The organism is Streptomyces sp. NPDC046870, assembly GCF_040704595.1.
Lineage (GTDB): Bacteria > Actinomycetota > Actinomycetes > Streptomycetales > Streptomycetaceae > Streptomyces > Streptomyces argyrophylli.
In genome coordinates this window covers 37,221-52,518 of record NZ_JBEYXM010000026.1, presented here as the reverse complement: position 1 = coordinate 52,518, position 15,298 = coordinate 37,221, and the positions used below count along the sequence as shown (strand labels likewise).

14 protein-coding genes and 1 pseudogene are annotated in these 15,298 nt (G+C 74.9%); 8 read left to right on the top strand and 7 right to left on the bottom strand.

Going from position 1 to position 15,298, the window contains the following annotated elements; translation table 11 throughout:
• Window positions 1–130: 130 nt before the first annotated feature.
• The 3 genes from AB0946_RS34865 to AB0946_RS34855 all read left to right on the top strand — a co-directional run bounded on the left by AB0946_RS34865 (window position 131) and on the right by AB0946_RS34855 (window position 3,953).
• Complete coding sequence (locus AB0946_RS34865; RefSeq protein WP_366764760.1) at window positions 131–1,057, top strand: glutaminase; 927 nt, start codon at window positions 131–133, stop codon at window positions 1,055–1,057.
• 104 nt (window positions 1,058–1,161) lie between these two features.
• Window positions 1,162–2,565 (top strand): polyprenol phosphomannose-dependent alpha 1,6 mannosyltransferase MptB, encoded by a 1,404-nt coding sequence (gene mptB / locus AB0946_RS34860; protein ID WP_366764759.1) that lies wholly within the window; start codon window positions 1,162–1,164, stop codon window positions 2,563–2,565.
• Window positions 2,562–3,953: a glycosyltransferase family 87 protein gene (locus tag AB0946_RS34855; RefSeq protein WP_366764702.1), complete on the top strand. Its 1,392-nt coding sequence runs from the start codon at window positions 2,562–2,564 to the stop codon at window positions 3,951–3,953. Before mptB ends, AB0946_RS34855 begins: the two co-directional genes overlap by 4 nt.
• 11 nt (window positions 3,954–3,964) lie before the next feature.
• Here AB0946_RS34855 and AB0946_RS34850 read toward each other — a convergent pair.
• Window positions 3,965–4,858 (bottom strand): annotated as a pseudogene (locus AB0946_RS34850) (serine hydrolase); the annotation flags it as partial.
• 101 nt (window positions 4,859–4,959) lie between these two features.
• Complete coding sequence (gene rho / locus AB0946_RS34845) at window positions 4,960–6,108, bottom strand: transcription termination factor Rho (protein ID WP_366764701.1); 1,149 nt, start codon at window positions 6,106–6,108, stop codon at window positions 4,960–4,962.
• A gap of 382 nt (window positions 6,109–6,490) precedes the next feature.
• Between rho and AB0946_RS34840 the strand changes: the two genes are divergently transcribed.
• Both AB0946_RS34840 and AB0946_RS34835 read left to right on the top strand, forming a co-directional pair.
• Entirely contained in the window at window positions 6,491–7,741 is a 1,251-nt protein-coding gene (locus AB0946_RS34840; protein WP_366764758.1) for a cytochrome P450, read from the top strand.
• 117 nt (window positions 7,742–7,858) lie between these two features.
• On the top strand, window positions 7,859–8,731 hold the full coding sequence (locus AB0946_RS34835; RefSeq protein WP_366764700.1) for a hypothetical protein: 873 nt from the start codon (window positions 7,859–7,861) through the stop codon (window positions 8,729–8,731).
• A 30-nt stretch (window positions 8,732–8,761) separates the two neighbouring features.
• On the opposite strand, the gene AB0946_RS34830 is transcribed toward AB0946_RS34835, so the two are convergent.
• Window positions 8,762–9,160, bottom strand: a complete 399-nt coding sequence (locus AB0946_RS34830) for a nuclear transport factor 2 family protein (RefSeq protein WP_366764699.1) — start codon at window positions 9,158–9,160, stop codon at window positions 8,762–8,764.
• A gap of 75 nt (window positions 9,161–9,235) precedes the next feature.
• Here AB0946_RS34830 and AB0946_RS34825 point away from each other — a divergent pair, with 75 nt between their 5' ends.
• The 3 genes from AB0946_RS34825 (at window position 9,236) to AB0946_RS34815 (ending at window position 11,206) form a co-directional block, all read left to right on the top strand.
• Window positions 9,236–9,850 (top strand): PadR family transcriptional regulator, encoded by a 615-nt coding sequence (locus AB0946_RS34825; RefSeq protein ID WP_366764698.1) that lies wholly within the window; start codon window positions 9,236–9,238, stop codon window positions 9,848–9,850.
• A gap of 27 nt (window positions 9,851–9,877) precedes the next feature.
• Window positions 9,878–10,342 (top strand): hypothetical protein, encoded by a 465-nt coding sequence (locus AB0946_RS34820; RefSeq protein WP_366764697.1) that lies wholly within the window; start codon window positions 9,878–9,880, stop codon window positions 10,340–10,342.
• 90 nt (window positions 10,343–10,432) lie between these two features.
• On the top strand, window positions 10,433–11,206 hold the full coding sequence (locus AB0946_RS34815; RefSeq protein WP_366764696.1) for a class I SAM-dependent methyltransferase: 774 nt from the start codon (window positions 10,433–10,435) through the stop codon (window positions 11,204–11,206).
• Here AB0946_RS34815 and AB0946_RS34810 read toward each other — a convergent pair.
• From AB0946_RS34810 to AB0946_RS34795, 4 genes are all read right to left on the bottom strand, one after another.
• Complete coding sequence (locus AB0946_RS34810) at window positions 11,176–11,919, bottom strand: GntR family transcriptional regulator (protein WP_366764695.1); 744 nt, start codon at window positions 11,917–11,919, stop codon at window positions 11,176–11,178. The genes AB0946_RS34815 and AB0946_RS34810 overlap by 31 nt on opposite strands.
• Before the next feature lie 153 nt (window positions 11,920–12,072).
• Window positions 12,073–13,272 (bottom strand): serine hydrolase domain-containing protein, encoded by a 1,200-nt coding sequence (locus AB0946_RS34805; RefSeq protein ID WP_366764694.1) that lies wholly within the window; start codon window positions 13,270–13,272, stop codon window positions 12,073–12,075.
• A gap of 109 nt (window positions 13,273–13,381) precedes the next feature.
• On the bottom strand, window positions 13,382–14,350 hold the full coding sequence (locus tag AB0946_RS34800) for an acetylxylan esterase (protein ID WP_366764692.1): 969 nt from the start codon (window positions 14,348–14,350) through the stop codon (window positions 13,382–13,384).
• Between the two features lie 257 nt (window positions 14,351–14,607).
• Window positions 14,608–15,192, bottom strand: coding sequence for a hypothetical protein (locus tag AB0946_RS34795; protein WP_366764691.1), 585 nt, complete (start codon window positions 15,190–15,192; stop codon window positions 14,608–14,610).
• Window positions 15,193–15,298: the final 106 nt, after the last annotated feature.

The window sequence follows — 15,298 nt, the reverse complement described above, 5'->3', positions numbered from 1 at the left end:
GCCGCCCGGCCCGGTCCGCCCGGCCGGCCCGCGGGTGCCGTCGCACCGGGGTCCCCCGTCGGGGTACGGCACCGCCGGGGAGCAGGCCGCCGACGGCCCCGGAGCGCCCCGGTGCCAGGGGTGCGGCATGATGACGATCATGTCCTCGCAGTTCCAGCCGGTCCTCGATCGCATCATGGCGGAGATCGATCGCACTCCCGGGCGCGGCCGGTCCGCCGACTACATCCCGGCCCTCGCCGCCCGCGACCCGCGCCGCTTCGGCATGGCCGTCGCCGAACTCGACGGCACGGTGTACGGGGTGGGGGAGTGGCGGCAGCCGTTCTCCACGCAGTCGATCACCAAGGTCTTCACACTCGCCCTGGACCTGGCCCGCGAGGGCGACGAACTCTGGGAGCACGTGGGCCGCGAGCCCTCCGGCAACCCGTTCAACTCCCTGGTCCAGCTGGAGTACGAGAACGGCATCCCGCGCAACCCGTTCATCAACGCGGGCGCCCTCGTCGTCACCGACCGTCTGCACACCCGCACCGGGGACGCGGCCGGCGAGCTGCTGTCCTTCCTGCGCGCCGAGAGCGGCAACCCCGAGCTCGGCTTCGACGAGGAGGTCGCCGCCTCCGAGACCGCCCACGGTGACCGCAACGCCGCCCTCGCCCACTTCATGGCGTCCTACGGCAACATCGACAACGAGGTGCCGGTCCTGCTCGACCAGTACTTCCGGCAGTGCTCCATCGCCGCCTCCTGCGCCGACCTGGCCCTCGCCACCGGCTTCCTCGCCCGGCACGGCATCCGCGCCGACGGCAGCCGGCTGCTCAGCCGCAGCCAGGCCAAGCAGGTCAACGCGGTCATGCTGACCTGCGGCACGTACGACGCCGCCGGCGACTTCGCCTACCGCGTCGGCCTGCCCGGCAAGAGCGGGGTCGGCGGCGGGATCATCGCCGTCGTACCGGGCCGGTGCACGCTGTGCGTGTGGAGCCCGGGCCTGGACGAACGCGGCAACTCGGTGACCGGTGTGGCGGCCCTGGACCGTTTCACGACCCTGACCGGGCTGTCGGTGTTCTGAGGCGCCGCAACACCCCACGCGCCGGTCACGCCCCGGCCCCCGTCCGGCAGGGCCGCCGTCGCCTTCCGGCCACCCGGCGCCGCCACGCTGACCCGGTGTCGGCCCTGGCGTTCCCCGTCGATCTCCGCCGCTGCCAGGTGACGGGCCTGGCCGGCACCGCCTGTCTCGCGCTCGGCGGTGAGACGGCCGGCGCCCTCCCCGTCCGGGACCTCCTGGCGCCCTCCTCCGTCCAGGCGGCGCTCGGCCTGGTCGGGGTGTACTTCGGGGTCGTGCTGCTGATCGCCGCCTGGGTGCTCCTCGGCCGGCTGGTCCGCGGCCCCGAACCGCCCAGCCCGCGCGCCCTGCTGCTCGTCCTTGCCGTGTGGGCGGCCCCGCTGCTGCCGGCCCCGCCGCTGTTCAGCCGGGACGTGTACAGCTATCTCGCGCAGGGCGCCATGGTCGACGCCCACCTGGACGTCTACGCCCACGGCCCGGCGTGGCTCGGCGGCCCGCTCGCCGGCGAGGTCGCCCCGATGTGGCGGCACACCGGCGCCCCGTACGGACCCGCCTTCCTGGCCGTCGCCTCGGCGCTGTCCGGACTGACCGGCGGCGCGGTGCCCGCAGGTCTGCTCGGCATGCGCCTGCTGGCCCTGCTCGGCGTGGCCCTCATGGCGGTGGCGCTGCCCCGGCTCGCCCGGCACAGCGGAGCCGACCCGGCCGCGGCCCTCTGGCTCGGCGCCCTGAACCCGCTGGTGCTGCTGCACCTGGTCGCGGGCGCCCACAACGACGCCCTGATGCTCGGCCTGCTCGGGCTCGGCCTGGTCGCCGCGCGGGGCCGCGGACCCGTCGCCGGCGCCGTCCTCGTCACCCTCGCCGCGCTGGTCAAGGCACCGGCCATGCTCGGCCTGCCGGCCGTCGTGGCCCTGCGGGTCCGTTCCGGAGGCCGTCCGCTGCCGGCCGTGCTCACCACGGCGGCGGCCTCCGCCGCGACGACGGTCGCCGCCACGGCCGTCGCCGGCACCGGCTACGGCTGGATCGGCGCCCTGGACACCCCGGTCTCCCCGCACAACTGGGCGCTGACCAGCCTGCTCGGCCGCGCTACCGGCGCTGTGCTCGAACACCTCGGCAGCTCTCTGGCCCCGTTGGCCGTCCCGGCCTGGCATCTGCTGGGACTCGCGGCGACCGCCGTCGCCGTCCTGCTGATCTGGCTGCGGCTGAGGCCCCGGCCGGTGTACGCGCTGGGCCTGAGCCTGCTCGCGGTGGCCGTCCTCGGCCCGGCGATCCGCCCCTGGTACGCGTTGTGGGGCCTGTTCCTCATCGCCGCCGCCGCGCCCAGCACCCCGGTACGGCACCGGGTGGCCGCCCTGGCGGCGGTGCTCTCCCTCGCCGTGCTGCCCGGCGGCGGTCCGGCCGACCCCGGACAGCTGGTGCTCGCGGTCTCCGGCGGGGCACTCGGCGTCGTCGTCCTGTGGCAGGCCCACCACGCCCACCGGACGGCCCGGGGCCCGGTTCCGGGGCGCGTGGCATGACGGGCCGGTGGAGAGCGGGGCCGCGCACCCGGCGGGGCCGGCTGGTGCTCGTCCTGCTCCTCGGGGCGGCCGTGACCGTGTTCACGGCCACCGTGCCGCTGCTGCGCGGCTTCTTCGACCTGCGGGTGTACTACGGCACCGTGCACACCTGGGTGCACCACGGCGGCCGGATCTACGACTACCGGGTCCCGGGCACCGCGTACGGCTTCACGTACCCGCCGTTCGCCGCCGTCGCCATGCTGCCGCTGGCCCTGCTCGGCAGGACCGCGGCGATCGCCGCGTCCCTGCTGGTGAACCTGGCCGCGCTCGTGGTGGCCCTGCGCGTCCTGGCCTGGCCGCACGGGCGCGGCCACGGCTGGTACCGGTGGGCGCTGTGCCTGTGCCTGCTCGCCCTGTTCGAGCCGCTGCGGGACACCGTCGGCTTCGGCCAGGTGAACCTGGTGCTGCTCGCCCTGGTCCTCGGCGACTCCTGGCTGCTGGCGAGCGGCCGGGGCCGCTGGGCGGGCGCGGGGATCGGGCTCGCCGCCGCCGTGAAGCTCACTCCCGCCCTCTTCGTCGGCCTGCTGCTGCTCGCCGGGCGCCGGCGGGCGGCCGGCACCGCGACGGCCGTGGCCGTCGCCGCGACCGCGCTGGCCGCCTGGGCGGATCCGGCGGCCTCCCGCTTCTACTGGACCGAGGCGCTCTGGGACACCCGCCGGGTGGGCCGGCTCGACTACGTGTCGAACCAGTCGTTGCAGGGGGTGCTGGCCCGCCTCGGCGAGACCGGCCGCCCGCTGTGGGCGACCGTGGTGCTGCTGACTCTCTGCGTCTGGGCGTGGCGCGGCCGGCGGGCGGCCGCGGCCGGCGACACGCCGGCGGCGTTCGCGCTCACCGGTGCGGCGGCCTGCCTGGTCAGCCCGGTCACCTGGGTGCACCACCTGGTCTGGCTGCTGCCCTCCTTCGCGGTGCTGGTCCGCGCCGGGCGCCCGCGGACCGCGGCCGTGCTGTACGCGGTGCTGTGCAGCAGTGTGGTGTGGCTGTGGTTCGACGACGCCTCCGGCCTCGACGGGTTCCTGGGCGGCAGCCTCTACACGTGGATCTCGCTGGGCCTGCTGCTCGGCCTGCCGGTGGGTCAGTCGCGGCCCCGGCTGCCCTTGGCCCGCAGCACCAGCGCCACGGCCCCCGCGCCCAGTCCGGACAGCCCCGCGACGACGGCGGTGCCGGACCAGTCCGAGTCGTCGTCCGGCGCCACCGCCGCCGCCACCGGTGTCGCGGACGCCGCGGGACGGGAGGTGGGCGGCCGCAGCCCGTCGAGCGAGCCGACCGGGTCGACCCGCCCGGCCGCCGCGAAGCCCCAGTCGAGCAGGGAGCGGGCCTCCTCGTACACGGTGAACCCGCCGCCGGCCTGAGGGTTGAGCACGGTCACCACGAGGGTGCGTCCGCCCCGGTGCGCCGCGGCCACCAGGGTGTTGCCCGCGTTGCTGGTGTAGCCGTTCTTGATCCCGATGAGCCCGGGGTACGGCGCCACGCCGTCCTCGCCGGTCAGCAGCCGGTTGGTGTTCTCGATGGGGTACGGGGACCCGTCACCGGGGAAGGGGGCCTCGGCGGTGGCGCAGTACCGGGCGAAGTCGGGGTTGCGCAGGCCCGCCCGGCCGAACACCGCGAGGTCGTAGGCGGAGGACACCTGACCGGGGGCGTCGTAGCCGTCCGGGGAGACCACATGGGTGTCCAGGGCGCCGAGCGAGCGGGCCTTGTCCTGCATGCGGGCGGCCGTGGCCTCCCAGCCGCCGCCCATCCGGGCGAGCACGTGCACGGCGTCGTTCCCGGAGCTGAGGAAGACGCCGCGCCACAGGTCGGCCACCTGGTAGGTGTGTCCTTCCTCGACGCCGACCAGGCTGCTGCCCTCGCCGACGTCGTCCAGTTCGCCGTACCGCACGGTGTGCTGCTGGCCGCTGGGCAGCACCGGCAGCACGGTGAGCGCGAAGAGGGTCTTCAGGGTGCTCGCGGGCGGGAGCTCGCGGTGGGCGTCGTACGCGGCCAGCACCTCGCCGCTGCCCGCGTCGGCGACGAGCCAGGAGAGCGCCGAGACGTCCGGGAGCCCGGGTGCGTCCCGGTGCGGCCGGACCTGGATGCCGGAGTTGTAGAGCAGGGACGGCCCCGGTACCGCCGCCCTGGGGCGGGGCGGGGCGGGCTCCCCGGCGGGCTGCGCGGCCCGGGGCCCGGCGGCGGCAGCGGCCGGCGTGAGCGCCAGCAGGCCCGCCACACAGAGGGAGCAGGCCGACACCGCCGCGCGATAAGAGAATCCGGTGATCATATGATCAAAGTACGAAATTGGCGTGTATGCACCACGCCGCCGGGCCGTTCGGGTTGCCGGGGCAACCCGGATGCCGCACCCGGCGGCCCCGTGGCCGCGCGTCAGGCGGCCGGCAGGGTGGGCCTGACCTGCCGCAGGAACGCGGCGTTGCCGGGTGTGGCGCGCAGCCGCTCCAGCAGGGTCTCCAGCCCGACGGGGCCGCCCTCCCGGGAGCGCAGGACACGGCGCAGACCGTGCACGGCCGTCAACTCCTCGGGGTTGAGGAGGAGTTCCTCGCGGCGGGTGCCACTGGCGTCGATGTCGACGGCGGGGAAGACGCGTCGGCCGGCGAGTTCCCGGTCCAGGCGCAGTTCCATGTTGCCCGTGCTCTTCAGCTCCTCGAAGAAGTAGCCGTCGGCGCGGGAGCCCGTGTCCACGAGGACCGTGGCGAGGATGGTCAGCGAGCCGCCCTCCTCGGCCTGGCGGGCGGCGCCGAAGAACCGCTTGGGGCCGAGCAGCGCGCCGGCGTCGACACCGCCGCTCAGGGTGCGGCCGCCGGCGGCGGAGGCGTTGTTGTGGGCCCGGCACAACCGGGTCAGCGAGTCCAGCAGGACGACGACGTCCTCGCCGGCTTCCACCAGGCGCTTGGCCCGCTCCACGACCAGGTCGGCGAGGGCGATGTGCTCCTTGGCCGGCCGGTCGAAGGTGGAGGCGTACACCTCGCCGCGCACCGAGCGGCGCATCTCGGTGACCTCCTCGGGCCGCTCGTCGAGCAGGAGGACCATCAGCCGGCACTCGGGGTGGTTGCCGGCCACGGCTGCGGCGAACTGCTGGAGCAGCACCGTCTTGCCGGTCTTGGGCGGGGCCACGATGAGGCCCCGCTGGCCCTTGCCGACCGGCGCGAGCAGATCGGTGACGCGCCCGGCCAGGCCGGCGGCGGGGTGTTCCAGGCGGATGCGCCGGTGCGGGTGGAGCGGGGTGAGGTCGCGGAAGTGCGGCCGGGGGCCCGGCTCGCCGGGAGCGCGCCCGTTGACGCGCGCGACCTCGGTCAGGGCCCGCTGCGCGCCCCGGACGCCTTCGACCAGGTCGCCCTTGCGCAGCCCGTGGCGGCGGATCAGCGCCGGTGCGACCTGCGGATCGGCGGGGGAGGGCAGGAGGCTCGCGGCCCTCAGGTATCCCTTTCCGTGCGCGTCGATGTCGAGGACACCGGTGACGAGCGGGGTGGCCGGGGCCTGTCGGGCCGTGGGCGGGTGTTCGAGTGTGGTGGTCATGGGAGGGGGTCCTTTCGCGGACGGATCAGAGAGGAGAAGGGGGCAGGGCCGCGAGAGGGAGGCGTCCGGGACTGCCTCCGGGCGGCGGGACGGGCACCTCGGGTACGGCATGGAAGGCCTGTCACGAGGTGGTGCCGGGAAGCTGACGCGCCGGGAGCCGGACATCCGGAAAACGGCGGACGGATCAGCGTGAAGGAGGGAAACTGGCACCGGCGGCCATGGTGGCCGTGCACGGGTGCTGAGGGAACGGTACCACCCGGGGGAGTACCGCATCCGTGAACGGGTCAACGAACCAGCGGACCGGGCTATTCCCCGGGGCGGGCGTCCTCTCGGGCGGACGTCGGGAGGACTCGCCTTGTCAGGGCAACGCCAGGAGCACCGGGTGGACACCTCGGCCGCCCGCACCGCGTACCGCCTGGACCCCGCCGGAGGCTGCCCGCACGCCGTGAACGCGCGCCTGCTGGCCCGGGGCGCCGTGGTCCCGGTCGAGCTGCCCGGCGGGATCGAGGGCATGGCCGTACTCGGGCACGAGGCGCTGAAGGAGTTCCTGCAACACCCCGGAGTCGCCAAGGACGCACGCCACTTCACCGCCCTGCGCGAGGGGAGGGTCGGTCCGGGCTGGCCGTTGCTGACGTTCGCCACCGTGCCGGGCATGACCACCGCCGACGGCGACGACCACCGGCGGCTGCGGTCCCTGGCGGCCCGTGCCTTCACGCCCCGCCGGGTGGCGGAACTGCGGCCGAGGGTGGAGGAGTTGACGGAGTCGCTGCTGGACGGCCTGGCACGCGCCGCCGCCTCGGGCGACGGGGTCGCCGATCTGCGGCGGCACTTCGCCCTGCCCCTGCCGATGGGCGTGATCTGCGAACTCCTGGGTGTGGACGTGGAGTTCCGGGACCGCCTGCACCGGCTCGGCAGCCTGGTCGTGGCCACCGACACCGCACCGGCCGAGGCCGTCGCCGCCAACCGCGAACTCCTCGCGGTCCTCGCGGAGATCGCCGCGGCGAAGGCCGCGCGGCCCGGCGACGACCTCACGAGCGCGCTCCTCGCCGCCCGCGACGAGGGCGGCGACCGGCTCGGCGAGCAGGAGCTGATCGGCACCCTGCTGCTGATGATCATCGCCGGGCACGAGACCACGCTCAACCTGATCACCAACGCCGTGCGCGCCCTGTGCGCCCACCCCGAGCAGCTCGGCCTGGTGCGCGCGGGCCGGGCGAGCTGGGCGGACGTGGTGGAGGAGACGCTGCGCTGGGACGCACCGGTCAGCTACTTCCCGTTCCGCTACCCCGTACGGGACCTGACCGTCGCCGGCACGCTCGTCCCCGCCGGAACCCCCGTGCTGGCCGGTTACTCCGCAGCCGGCCGCGACCCGGCGGCGCACGGTCCGGACGCCGACCGCTTCGACCTCACCCGCTCCGCCCGGCCCGGTGCCGTACGGCACCTGTCCCTCGGGCACGGCGCCCACTACTGCCTGGGCGCGCCACTGGCCCGGCTGGAGGCCACGGTCGCCCTGGAGGGGCTGTTCACCCGGTTCCCGTCGCTGCGACTCGCCGTACCCGAGGCCGACTTGGTGCCGCACGCGGGCTTCGTCGGCAACAGTGTGCGCGCCCTGCCGGTGCGGCTCGCCGCGGGGTGACCCGCCCCCGAGCCGCGAACCGGCCGGAGCGTCGGGGTCGGGGAACAGACATCCCCAGACCATAACGATCCCGGACACCAGGGGACTTGACCACCAACCGTCCACTATCTTCGCGACATGTCCACGCCACCGCACCCCCCGCAGCCGGCCGACCAGCCCGCACCGCAGCCCCCGCAGCAGCCGGCCGTCCCGCCGCAGCCGACGGCCTATCCCTACCCGAACCCGCAGTCACCCCCGCCGGGGGCGTTCCACGCGCAGCCCACCCTGGTCGGCCAGCCCGCGCCGGGGCAGGCGCAGCCGGGCAACCCGTACGCGCAGGCACCCCAGTACGGGCCCGTGCCGCCCGTCGCCCCGGCCGGCGGCGGGGCCGGCCGTGCGGTGCTCTGGGCCGCCGTCGGCGCGGTCGTCGCGTCCGCCGCGTGGGCGGCCGGGGTCCTCCTCGTCGGTGGACGGGGCGACAGCGCGGACCTGCGCGGCTACTCGGCGCCCTCCAACATGTGCTCCAGCGCCGACTACTCCTCCTTCAAGGACGAGTACACCCAGAACGACTCCTCGCCGACCCGTACCTCGCTCAAGGACGGGGCGCTGGACGAGAGTTACTGCAGCCTGGGCCTGAAGAAGCCCGGCTCGTCCTACGCGGACGCCTATCTGACCATGCAGCTGGACCTGCACAAGAGGACCGACCCCGCGCCCGAGTTCACCGCCACCTGGAAGAACTACGGGGACAGCCACACCGGGTACGACGTCGACCCGGTCGAGGGCATCGGCGACGAGGCCTACCTGGTCAGCCAGGACACCTCGAACGGCTCCTCCTCCAGCGGTTCCCGGTACGCCACGCTCGCCGTCCGCGACGGCTGGGTGACGTACACGATGAGCTACAGCGTCTACCTCACCTCGTACGACGAGGACAAGGACCCGCCCGCGCTGACCGACGTCACCGACTGGCTGAAGACCGACGCCAAGGCCACGCTGCGGCAGCTGAAGGACTGATCAGCGCCGTGCCGCGGTGAGCGCGGCGGTTCACGCCGACCGGGCCTCGGCGTCCTTCGCGATCTGCTCGAACCGCGCGCCCATGGCCGCCCCGAGGGCCTGCGCACCCGACAGCGGACGGACCATGACCATGAGGTCGTCGATCAGGCCGTCCTCGTTCACGTGCAGGAAGTCGCAGCCGGTCAGCTCCCGGTCGCCGACCCGGGCCTGGAACACCAGCGCGTGGTCCGGGCCGTCCGGGTCGCCGATCTCCCGGACGTACCGGAAGTCCTCGAAGACCTGGACCACCGCGCGCAGCACCGCCGCGGTGATCGCCTTGCCCGGGTACGGCTTGAAGGCGACCGGGCTGGTGAAGACGACGTCCTCGGCCAGCAGTGCCTCGATGGCGTCCAGGTCCCCGGCCTCCACCGCCTCGCGGAACGCGCGCATCGGCTCACCCCACTAATAGTCAACTAATTGAATAGGTGCGGGTGAGATTAATCAACTGACTGCTAGCCTGTCCACATGTCGCTCAAGTACGCCGTCCTGGCCGCCCTGCTGGAGGGCGAGGCCTCGGGCTACGAGCTGTCGAAGGTCTTCGACGTCTCGTTCGCGAACTTCTGGCCCGCGACCCCCCAGCAGCTCTACCGCGAGCTGGAGCGCCTCGCCGGGGACGGCCTGGTCGAGGCCCGCACCGTGCAGCAGGAACGCCGTCCCAACAAGCGGCTGTTCACGCTCACCGAGGCCGGCCGGGCCGAGCTGGGCGCGTTCGCCGCCGAGCCGCCGAAGCGGCCCACCGCCATCCGGGACGAACTCCTCATCAAGGTCCAGGCCATGGACGGGGGCGACCCCGAGGTCACGTGTGCGCTGATCGAGGAGCGCATGGGCTGGGCGCGCGGCAAGCTCGACCGCTACCGGAGGGTGCGCGAGCGCCTGCTCGCGGGGCGGACGGAGGAGGAGTTCCTCCGAACCGCCGACCGGGTGGGGCCGTACCTCACGCTCCTGGCCGGGATCGGATTCGAGGAGGAGAACGTGCGCTGGTGCGAGCGGGTCCTCGCGGTGCTCCGGCGACGCGGTGACGCCACGCCGGCCCGGCGGATCGCTCATCAGGGTGGTGATCCCCAGCGGAACGGGTCGTGACCCCGACAGGTGCGGGACAGTGGGCGGGTGCCTCGCCGACTTCTTCCGCTGCTGGTGGCGGCGCTGGTGACCGTCGCCGGCTGCACCAGCGTCGACCCCGGTCCCGCGCCCGGCGCCGCCCGCGCCCGGCGCACCCTCGCCCCCGGCACGGCGGTGCGGCCCTCGGTGCTCCAGGAGCCGGTCCGAACGCCGTCCGGGTACGCGGCGCTGGTCCGCACCGGCCACGGACCCCGTGCGTCGGCCGGACCGCGCCGGAACCCCGGGACCGGCCGGGCACCGGTGCCCGCCGTGCCTCCCCGGGTGGTGGCACCGGCCGCCCCGCCGGTCCGGCACCCCCGCCCCGAGCGCCGCAGACCGGTACGCCACCCGGACCGGCGCCCCCGCCCCGCCTCCCGGCCGCCCGCCGCCGTCCGGATGCGCGACCTGTGCCGCCAGGCGGACGGCGTGACCGCACCGGAGATCGCGCGGCTGTGCCACGACACCTTCGGCTGACCGCGGTGCCGGAGCCGGCCGGGCCCACGGCGGGAGCCCGCGCTCTGCGCTTCCGCCCGGAGCGCGGCACCAGCGTCATAGGGTGACGTCATGTTCGGTCCCGAAGGCCCCACGCTCCGCGAGCTGACCGTCCAGGCGCTGTCGTCCGTCGAGCACGGCTACGACCTGCTCGCGCCGAAGTTCGACCACACCCCCTTCCGGACGCCCGACGTCGTACTGGACTCCGTGGCGCGGGCACTCGCCCCGCTCGGCCCCTTCACGGACGGACTGGACCTGTGCTGCGGCACCGGCGCCGGCACGCGGCTGCTGACCGGACTGTGCCGTCGCAGCGTCACCGGGGTCGACTTCAGCGCCGGCATGCTCGACGTCGCCCGGCGGCGGGCGCCGGCCGCCGACGGGCCGGGGATCGCGTGGGTGCGCGGGGACGCCCGGGCCCTGCCGTTCACGGCCGCCTTCGACCTCGTCGTCTCCTTCGGCGCGTTCGGTCACTTCCTGCCCCGCGAACTGCCGGGCCTGTTCACCCAGGTCCGCGGGGTGCTGCGGCCGGGTGGCCGCTTCGTCTTCCCGGTGTTCGCGCCGCCCGGCCCGGCGCACCCCGGCTTCTGGGCGCTGCTCGGCTTCGACGCGGTGATGCGGGTGCGCAACGCGCTGTGGCGGCCGCCGTTCGTCATGTACTACCGGACCTTCCGGCTGAGCACCGTGCTGCGCGAGCTGGAGCGCACGGGCCTGACGGTGGAGCTGGGCGTCCTGCCCGGGTTCGGCCGGCGGGCCGACGGCGGCCCGCGCGCCCGGCTGGTGGTGGCCCGGCGGACCGACGCCGCGCCCCTCGGCGGTCAGCCCGCGGCGGGCAGCGTGAACTCGTAGACCAGGGCGTCGCGTTCGGCGTTCACCACCAGGTCGGTGATCTCCAGCGGGCGCGCGTACTGGTCGTGCACGCGCCGGGTCACCCGCACCGAGGAAGCGGCGCCGACCTGGGTGATGGCGTCCTGGTGGTGCAGGGTCAGGCCCGCCGTGCGCATCCAGTCGTAGGCCCGCAGCAGCTGCGCGGGCGTGGTCCCGTCGGCCCGGTCCCGGTAGCGGGCCAGCTCCGCCACCTCGGCCAGCGCCACCGCGGAGAACGACGTCACCGCCGTGCGCAGCGAACGGCCGTCCGGTGTCACCGACCGGTAGCGGTGCACCAGCGTGGGCCGGTGCGGGGCCAGACCCAGGGCCCGCGCGTGCTCCGGCGGCGGTACCTCCCAGGTCACGGTGGCCCGGTCGACCGCGTACGGGTCCACCGGCCGCGCGCCCACCGGGAAGGTGAGCGATCCCGCCGTCTCGACGGGCCGGCCGGGCAGCGTCGCGTGGCTGCCCCGCCGGTCGGTGGCGACCGCACCGCTGCGGCGCAGCACCTCCAGCGCCTGCCGGACGGTCTCCCGGCTGACCCCGTAGTGCGCGGCCAGGTGCCGTTCGCCCGGGAGCCGTTGACCCGGTGGGATGATGCCGGCGCGCAGTTCGTCGAGCAGCAGCGCCGCGATCCGCCCGTACAGGGGCCGGTCGTCGCCGGTCGGGGGATCGTGCGGGGTGGTGCGGGCCATGCCGCGCCCTCCTGTCGGTGACAAAAGGTAGTCGTACGGGTTCAGTGCGCGACCATGACTACCATTGGTCTAAACCACGAGGGAAGAGCGCTCGGTCGGTTCGACCGAAACCCACCCGCGCGCCCGGCGCTCGCCAGGCGCCGCGCCGCACCGTCACAAGGCGCTGTAGAGCGCCTCCACCAGCGCTGTTTTCCGTGGATCATTGGCGATGTGCGGCCCCATCCGGTTCATGACATAGCCCAGCGACACCCCCGCGTCCGGATCGGCGAGCCCACAGGAACCGCCGAATCCGTCGTGGCCGAAAGCGCGCGGATCGGGGCCGTACGACCCCTGGGGCCCGCTCAGCCACAGCCCGAGCCCCACCTCCGTGTCGCCCTCGAAGCCCGCGCCGAGCACCAGGTCGCGACACTTGCCCTGGCCCTCGCGCACCCGTTCCGCCGCCTGTGGTGACAGGATCCGCCGGCCGCCGTACGAGCCGCGCCCGGCGAAGACGCCGTACAGCGCCGCGACCGCGCGGGCGGTGCCGTGACCGTTGGCCGCCGGGATCTCCGCCGCCCGCCAGGCCGGGCTGTTCGCCTCCGCTGCTCCGACAAGGGGATTGTTCAGGGCCGCCAGCGCGGCCGGCGCCAACTGGCTGAATACCGCGGCTTGTTCGGTGCGCGACGCGGCCGGCGGGTGTACCAGCTGCGCCGCCCGGGCGGAGTCCCGCTCCGGCAGGCCCACCGTGAAGTCGAGCCCGAGCGGGCCGGTCACCTCCCGCTCCAGGAAGGCCCCCGGCCGCAGTCCCGACACGCGCCGCACGACCTCCCCGACCAGGAAGCCGTATGTCAGCGCGTGGTAGCCCGACCGGGTGCCCGGCTCCCACCAGGGCGCCATCGCGGCGAGTCGCGCGGTGGTCAGCTCCCAGTCGTACAGGTCCTCCAGGGTGTGCGGCTCGCGCAGCCCGGACAGCCCGGCGCGGTGGGACAGCAGGTGCCGCACGAGCACCTTGTCCTTGCCTTCGGCGGCGAATTCCGGCCAGTAGGCGGCGACCGGAGCGTCGAGGTCGAGCAGGCCCCGGTCGGCGAGGATGTGCGCGCACAGCGCCACGGGCCCCTTGGTGGTCGACCACACGTTCACCACGGTGTCCCGTGCCCAGGGCCGGGTGCGGGCCGCGTCCGCCCAGCCGCCCCAGAGGTCCACCACCGTCTCACCGGCGACGGTCACCGCGACCGCGGCGCCGAGTTCCCCGCGTGCGCGGAAGTTCTCCGCGAACGCCTCCCGGACCGCCGTGAACCGCGGATCGCAGTGACCGTGGATCTGCGCGTCCGTCTGCGGTGTCTGCCGTCTTTCCTGGGCTTCGTGCGCGGACATGTGGCCTCCCTCGTCGCCGGGATCCCGGGCCGCGGCACTGCCGCCCGGGCGCTCCGAACGTACCGACTGGTCGGACCGGAGGAAAGACCGGCGCCGCCGGCGGCGGGTCTCAGGCGTACGACCCCAGCCAGCGCACCTGCTCGGCCTCCTGGAAGGGGCCGCCGCCCTCGTGGTCGTTGAAGTCGTACACCTCGATCGCCTTGTCCTCGTGCGCCCACGCGTTGAAGGCCGCGAACACGGTCGACGGCGGGCAGGTCTGGTCCTCCAGGGCCGCCGAGAACAGGGCCGGCGCCCGGCCCCGGGCCGCGAAGTGCACCCCGTCGAAGTAGGACAGCGTGCGCAGCACGTCCGCCGAGCGCCCGCGGTGCGTCTTCAGGAACAGGCCGATCTCCCGGTACGGATGACGGTCCGTCAGGGTGGTCGCGCGCGGGAAGTCGCACAGGAACGGCACGTCCGGGGCGACCGCCACCAGGTCCGGGACCAGTCCGCCGACGGCCAGGGCGATGCCGCCGCCCTGGCTCCCGCCGGTCACCGCCGTGCGCGCCGGGTCGGCCAGCGGGTGGGAACGGGCGGCCTCGACCGCGCGCACGGCGTCCGTGAACACCCGGCGGTAGTAGTAGTCCTCCGGCGCGTCGATGCCCCGTGTCATGAAGCCGGGGTACGCGGGCGCCGCGCCCACCGGGTCAGGGGTGCCGCCTCCGCCGCCCCAGGCGCTGCCCTGTCCCCGGGTGTCCATCGCGAAGTGGGCCCGGCCCGTCGACGCCCACAGCAGGTTCTCGTGCGGCAGGCCGCGCCCGCCGCCGTAGCCGATGAACTCCACGACCAGCGGCAGCGGCTGTGCGGCCCCGGCCGGCAGCCGCAGCCAGCCCTTCACCGGGTGGCCGCCGAACCCGGCGAACGTCACGTCGTACACCTCGACGGTGGACAGCCCGGTCTCGACCGGCTCGAAGCGCGCGTCCAGTTCGTGCTCGCGGGCCTGCTGGAGCGTCTTGTCCCAGAAGGCGTCGAAGTCGTCCGGCTCGGGGGACTCGCTGCGGTACGCGCGGAGTTCGTCGAGGGGCAGGTCGAACAAGGCCATCAACAACCGCCTTCGTGGAGGGGGACTGCGTCGCCTCACCGTACGTGGGTGATCGGATGACTCGCCAGGGTCGCAGGGGCGCCCGGCCCGGGTTCCGCCGCTCGCCCACGCGTGTCATCGTGGCTGGTCCGGAGGCGGGTGAACGCGTGCTCCGAGGCGCGGGCGAGTGCGGAGGACGCTCCGAGTGGTCGGGTCACACGAGACTCTCCGGCCGCCGGGCGTCGGGCGCGGCCCCGGGGCGGGCGAGCGGCCGGCCGTCAGGTGCGCGGCTGGGTCCACCGGGGCCCCGTCCGGGCCCACTCCCGCTCCCACTCGGCCAGCCGATGACGCAGGGCGATCCGGCGCGCGATCACGTGGCCGAGGAGGACGACGGTCGCCGTGCCGCCCGCCGCGCACAGCCCGACGGTCACGGTGTGCTGCCACACCGCGACGTCGTCCGCGGGCGGCCCGGCACTGCGGCCCCGGGAGTCGAACCACACCGACACCGGCTCCCCGGGGCGGGTCCCCGCCGGGACCCGGGCCCACGCCGTCCGGACGCCCTGGCCCGGCTCGGTCCAGCGGACCTGGGCGCGGTAGGGCTGCCGGGGGTCGCTCTGCGACGGGGTCAGCCGCCGGGGCGTGTCACCGACCACCACCGCGCGCACCTGATGGCGTTCGGCCCGCTGGGCAGCGGCGAGCGCCCGGGCCTGGTCGTGGGCGTGCAGGCCCGCGGCCATCCCGGCCAGGGGCGCGACCACGGACATCAGGACGGCGACCACCAGCACCGTCCACGCCTCCACGACGTCCGACCGGCGTCGCAGCGGATTGCGCCGCCAGCGCCAGCCACGCACCCGGGTACGCATGTCCACCTCCTCGCCACCGCCGGAGCCGGGGAGCGGGAGGAGCCGGGTCGCCGGTCCACCGCCCCCACCGCTCACGGACACGAGCGTCCACACCCGTCTCGTACCC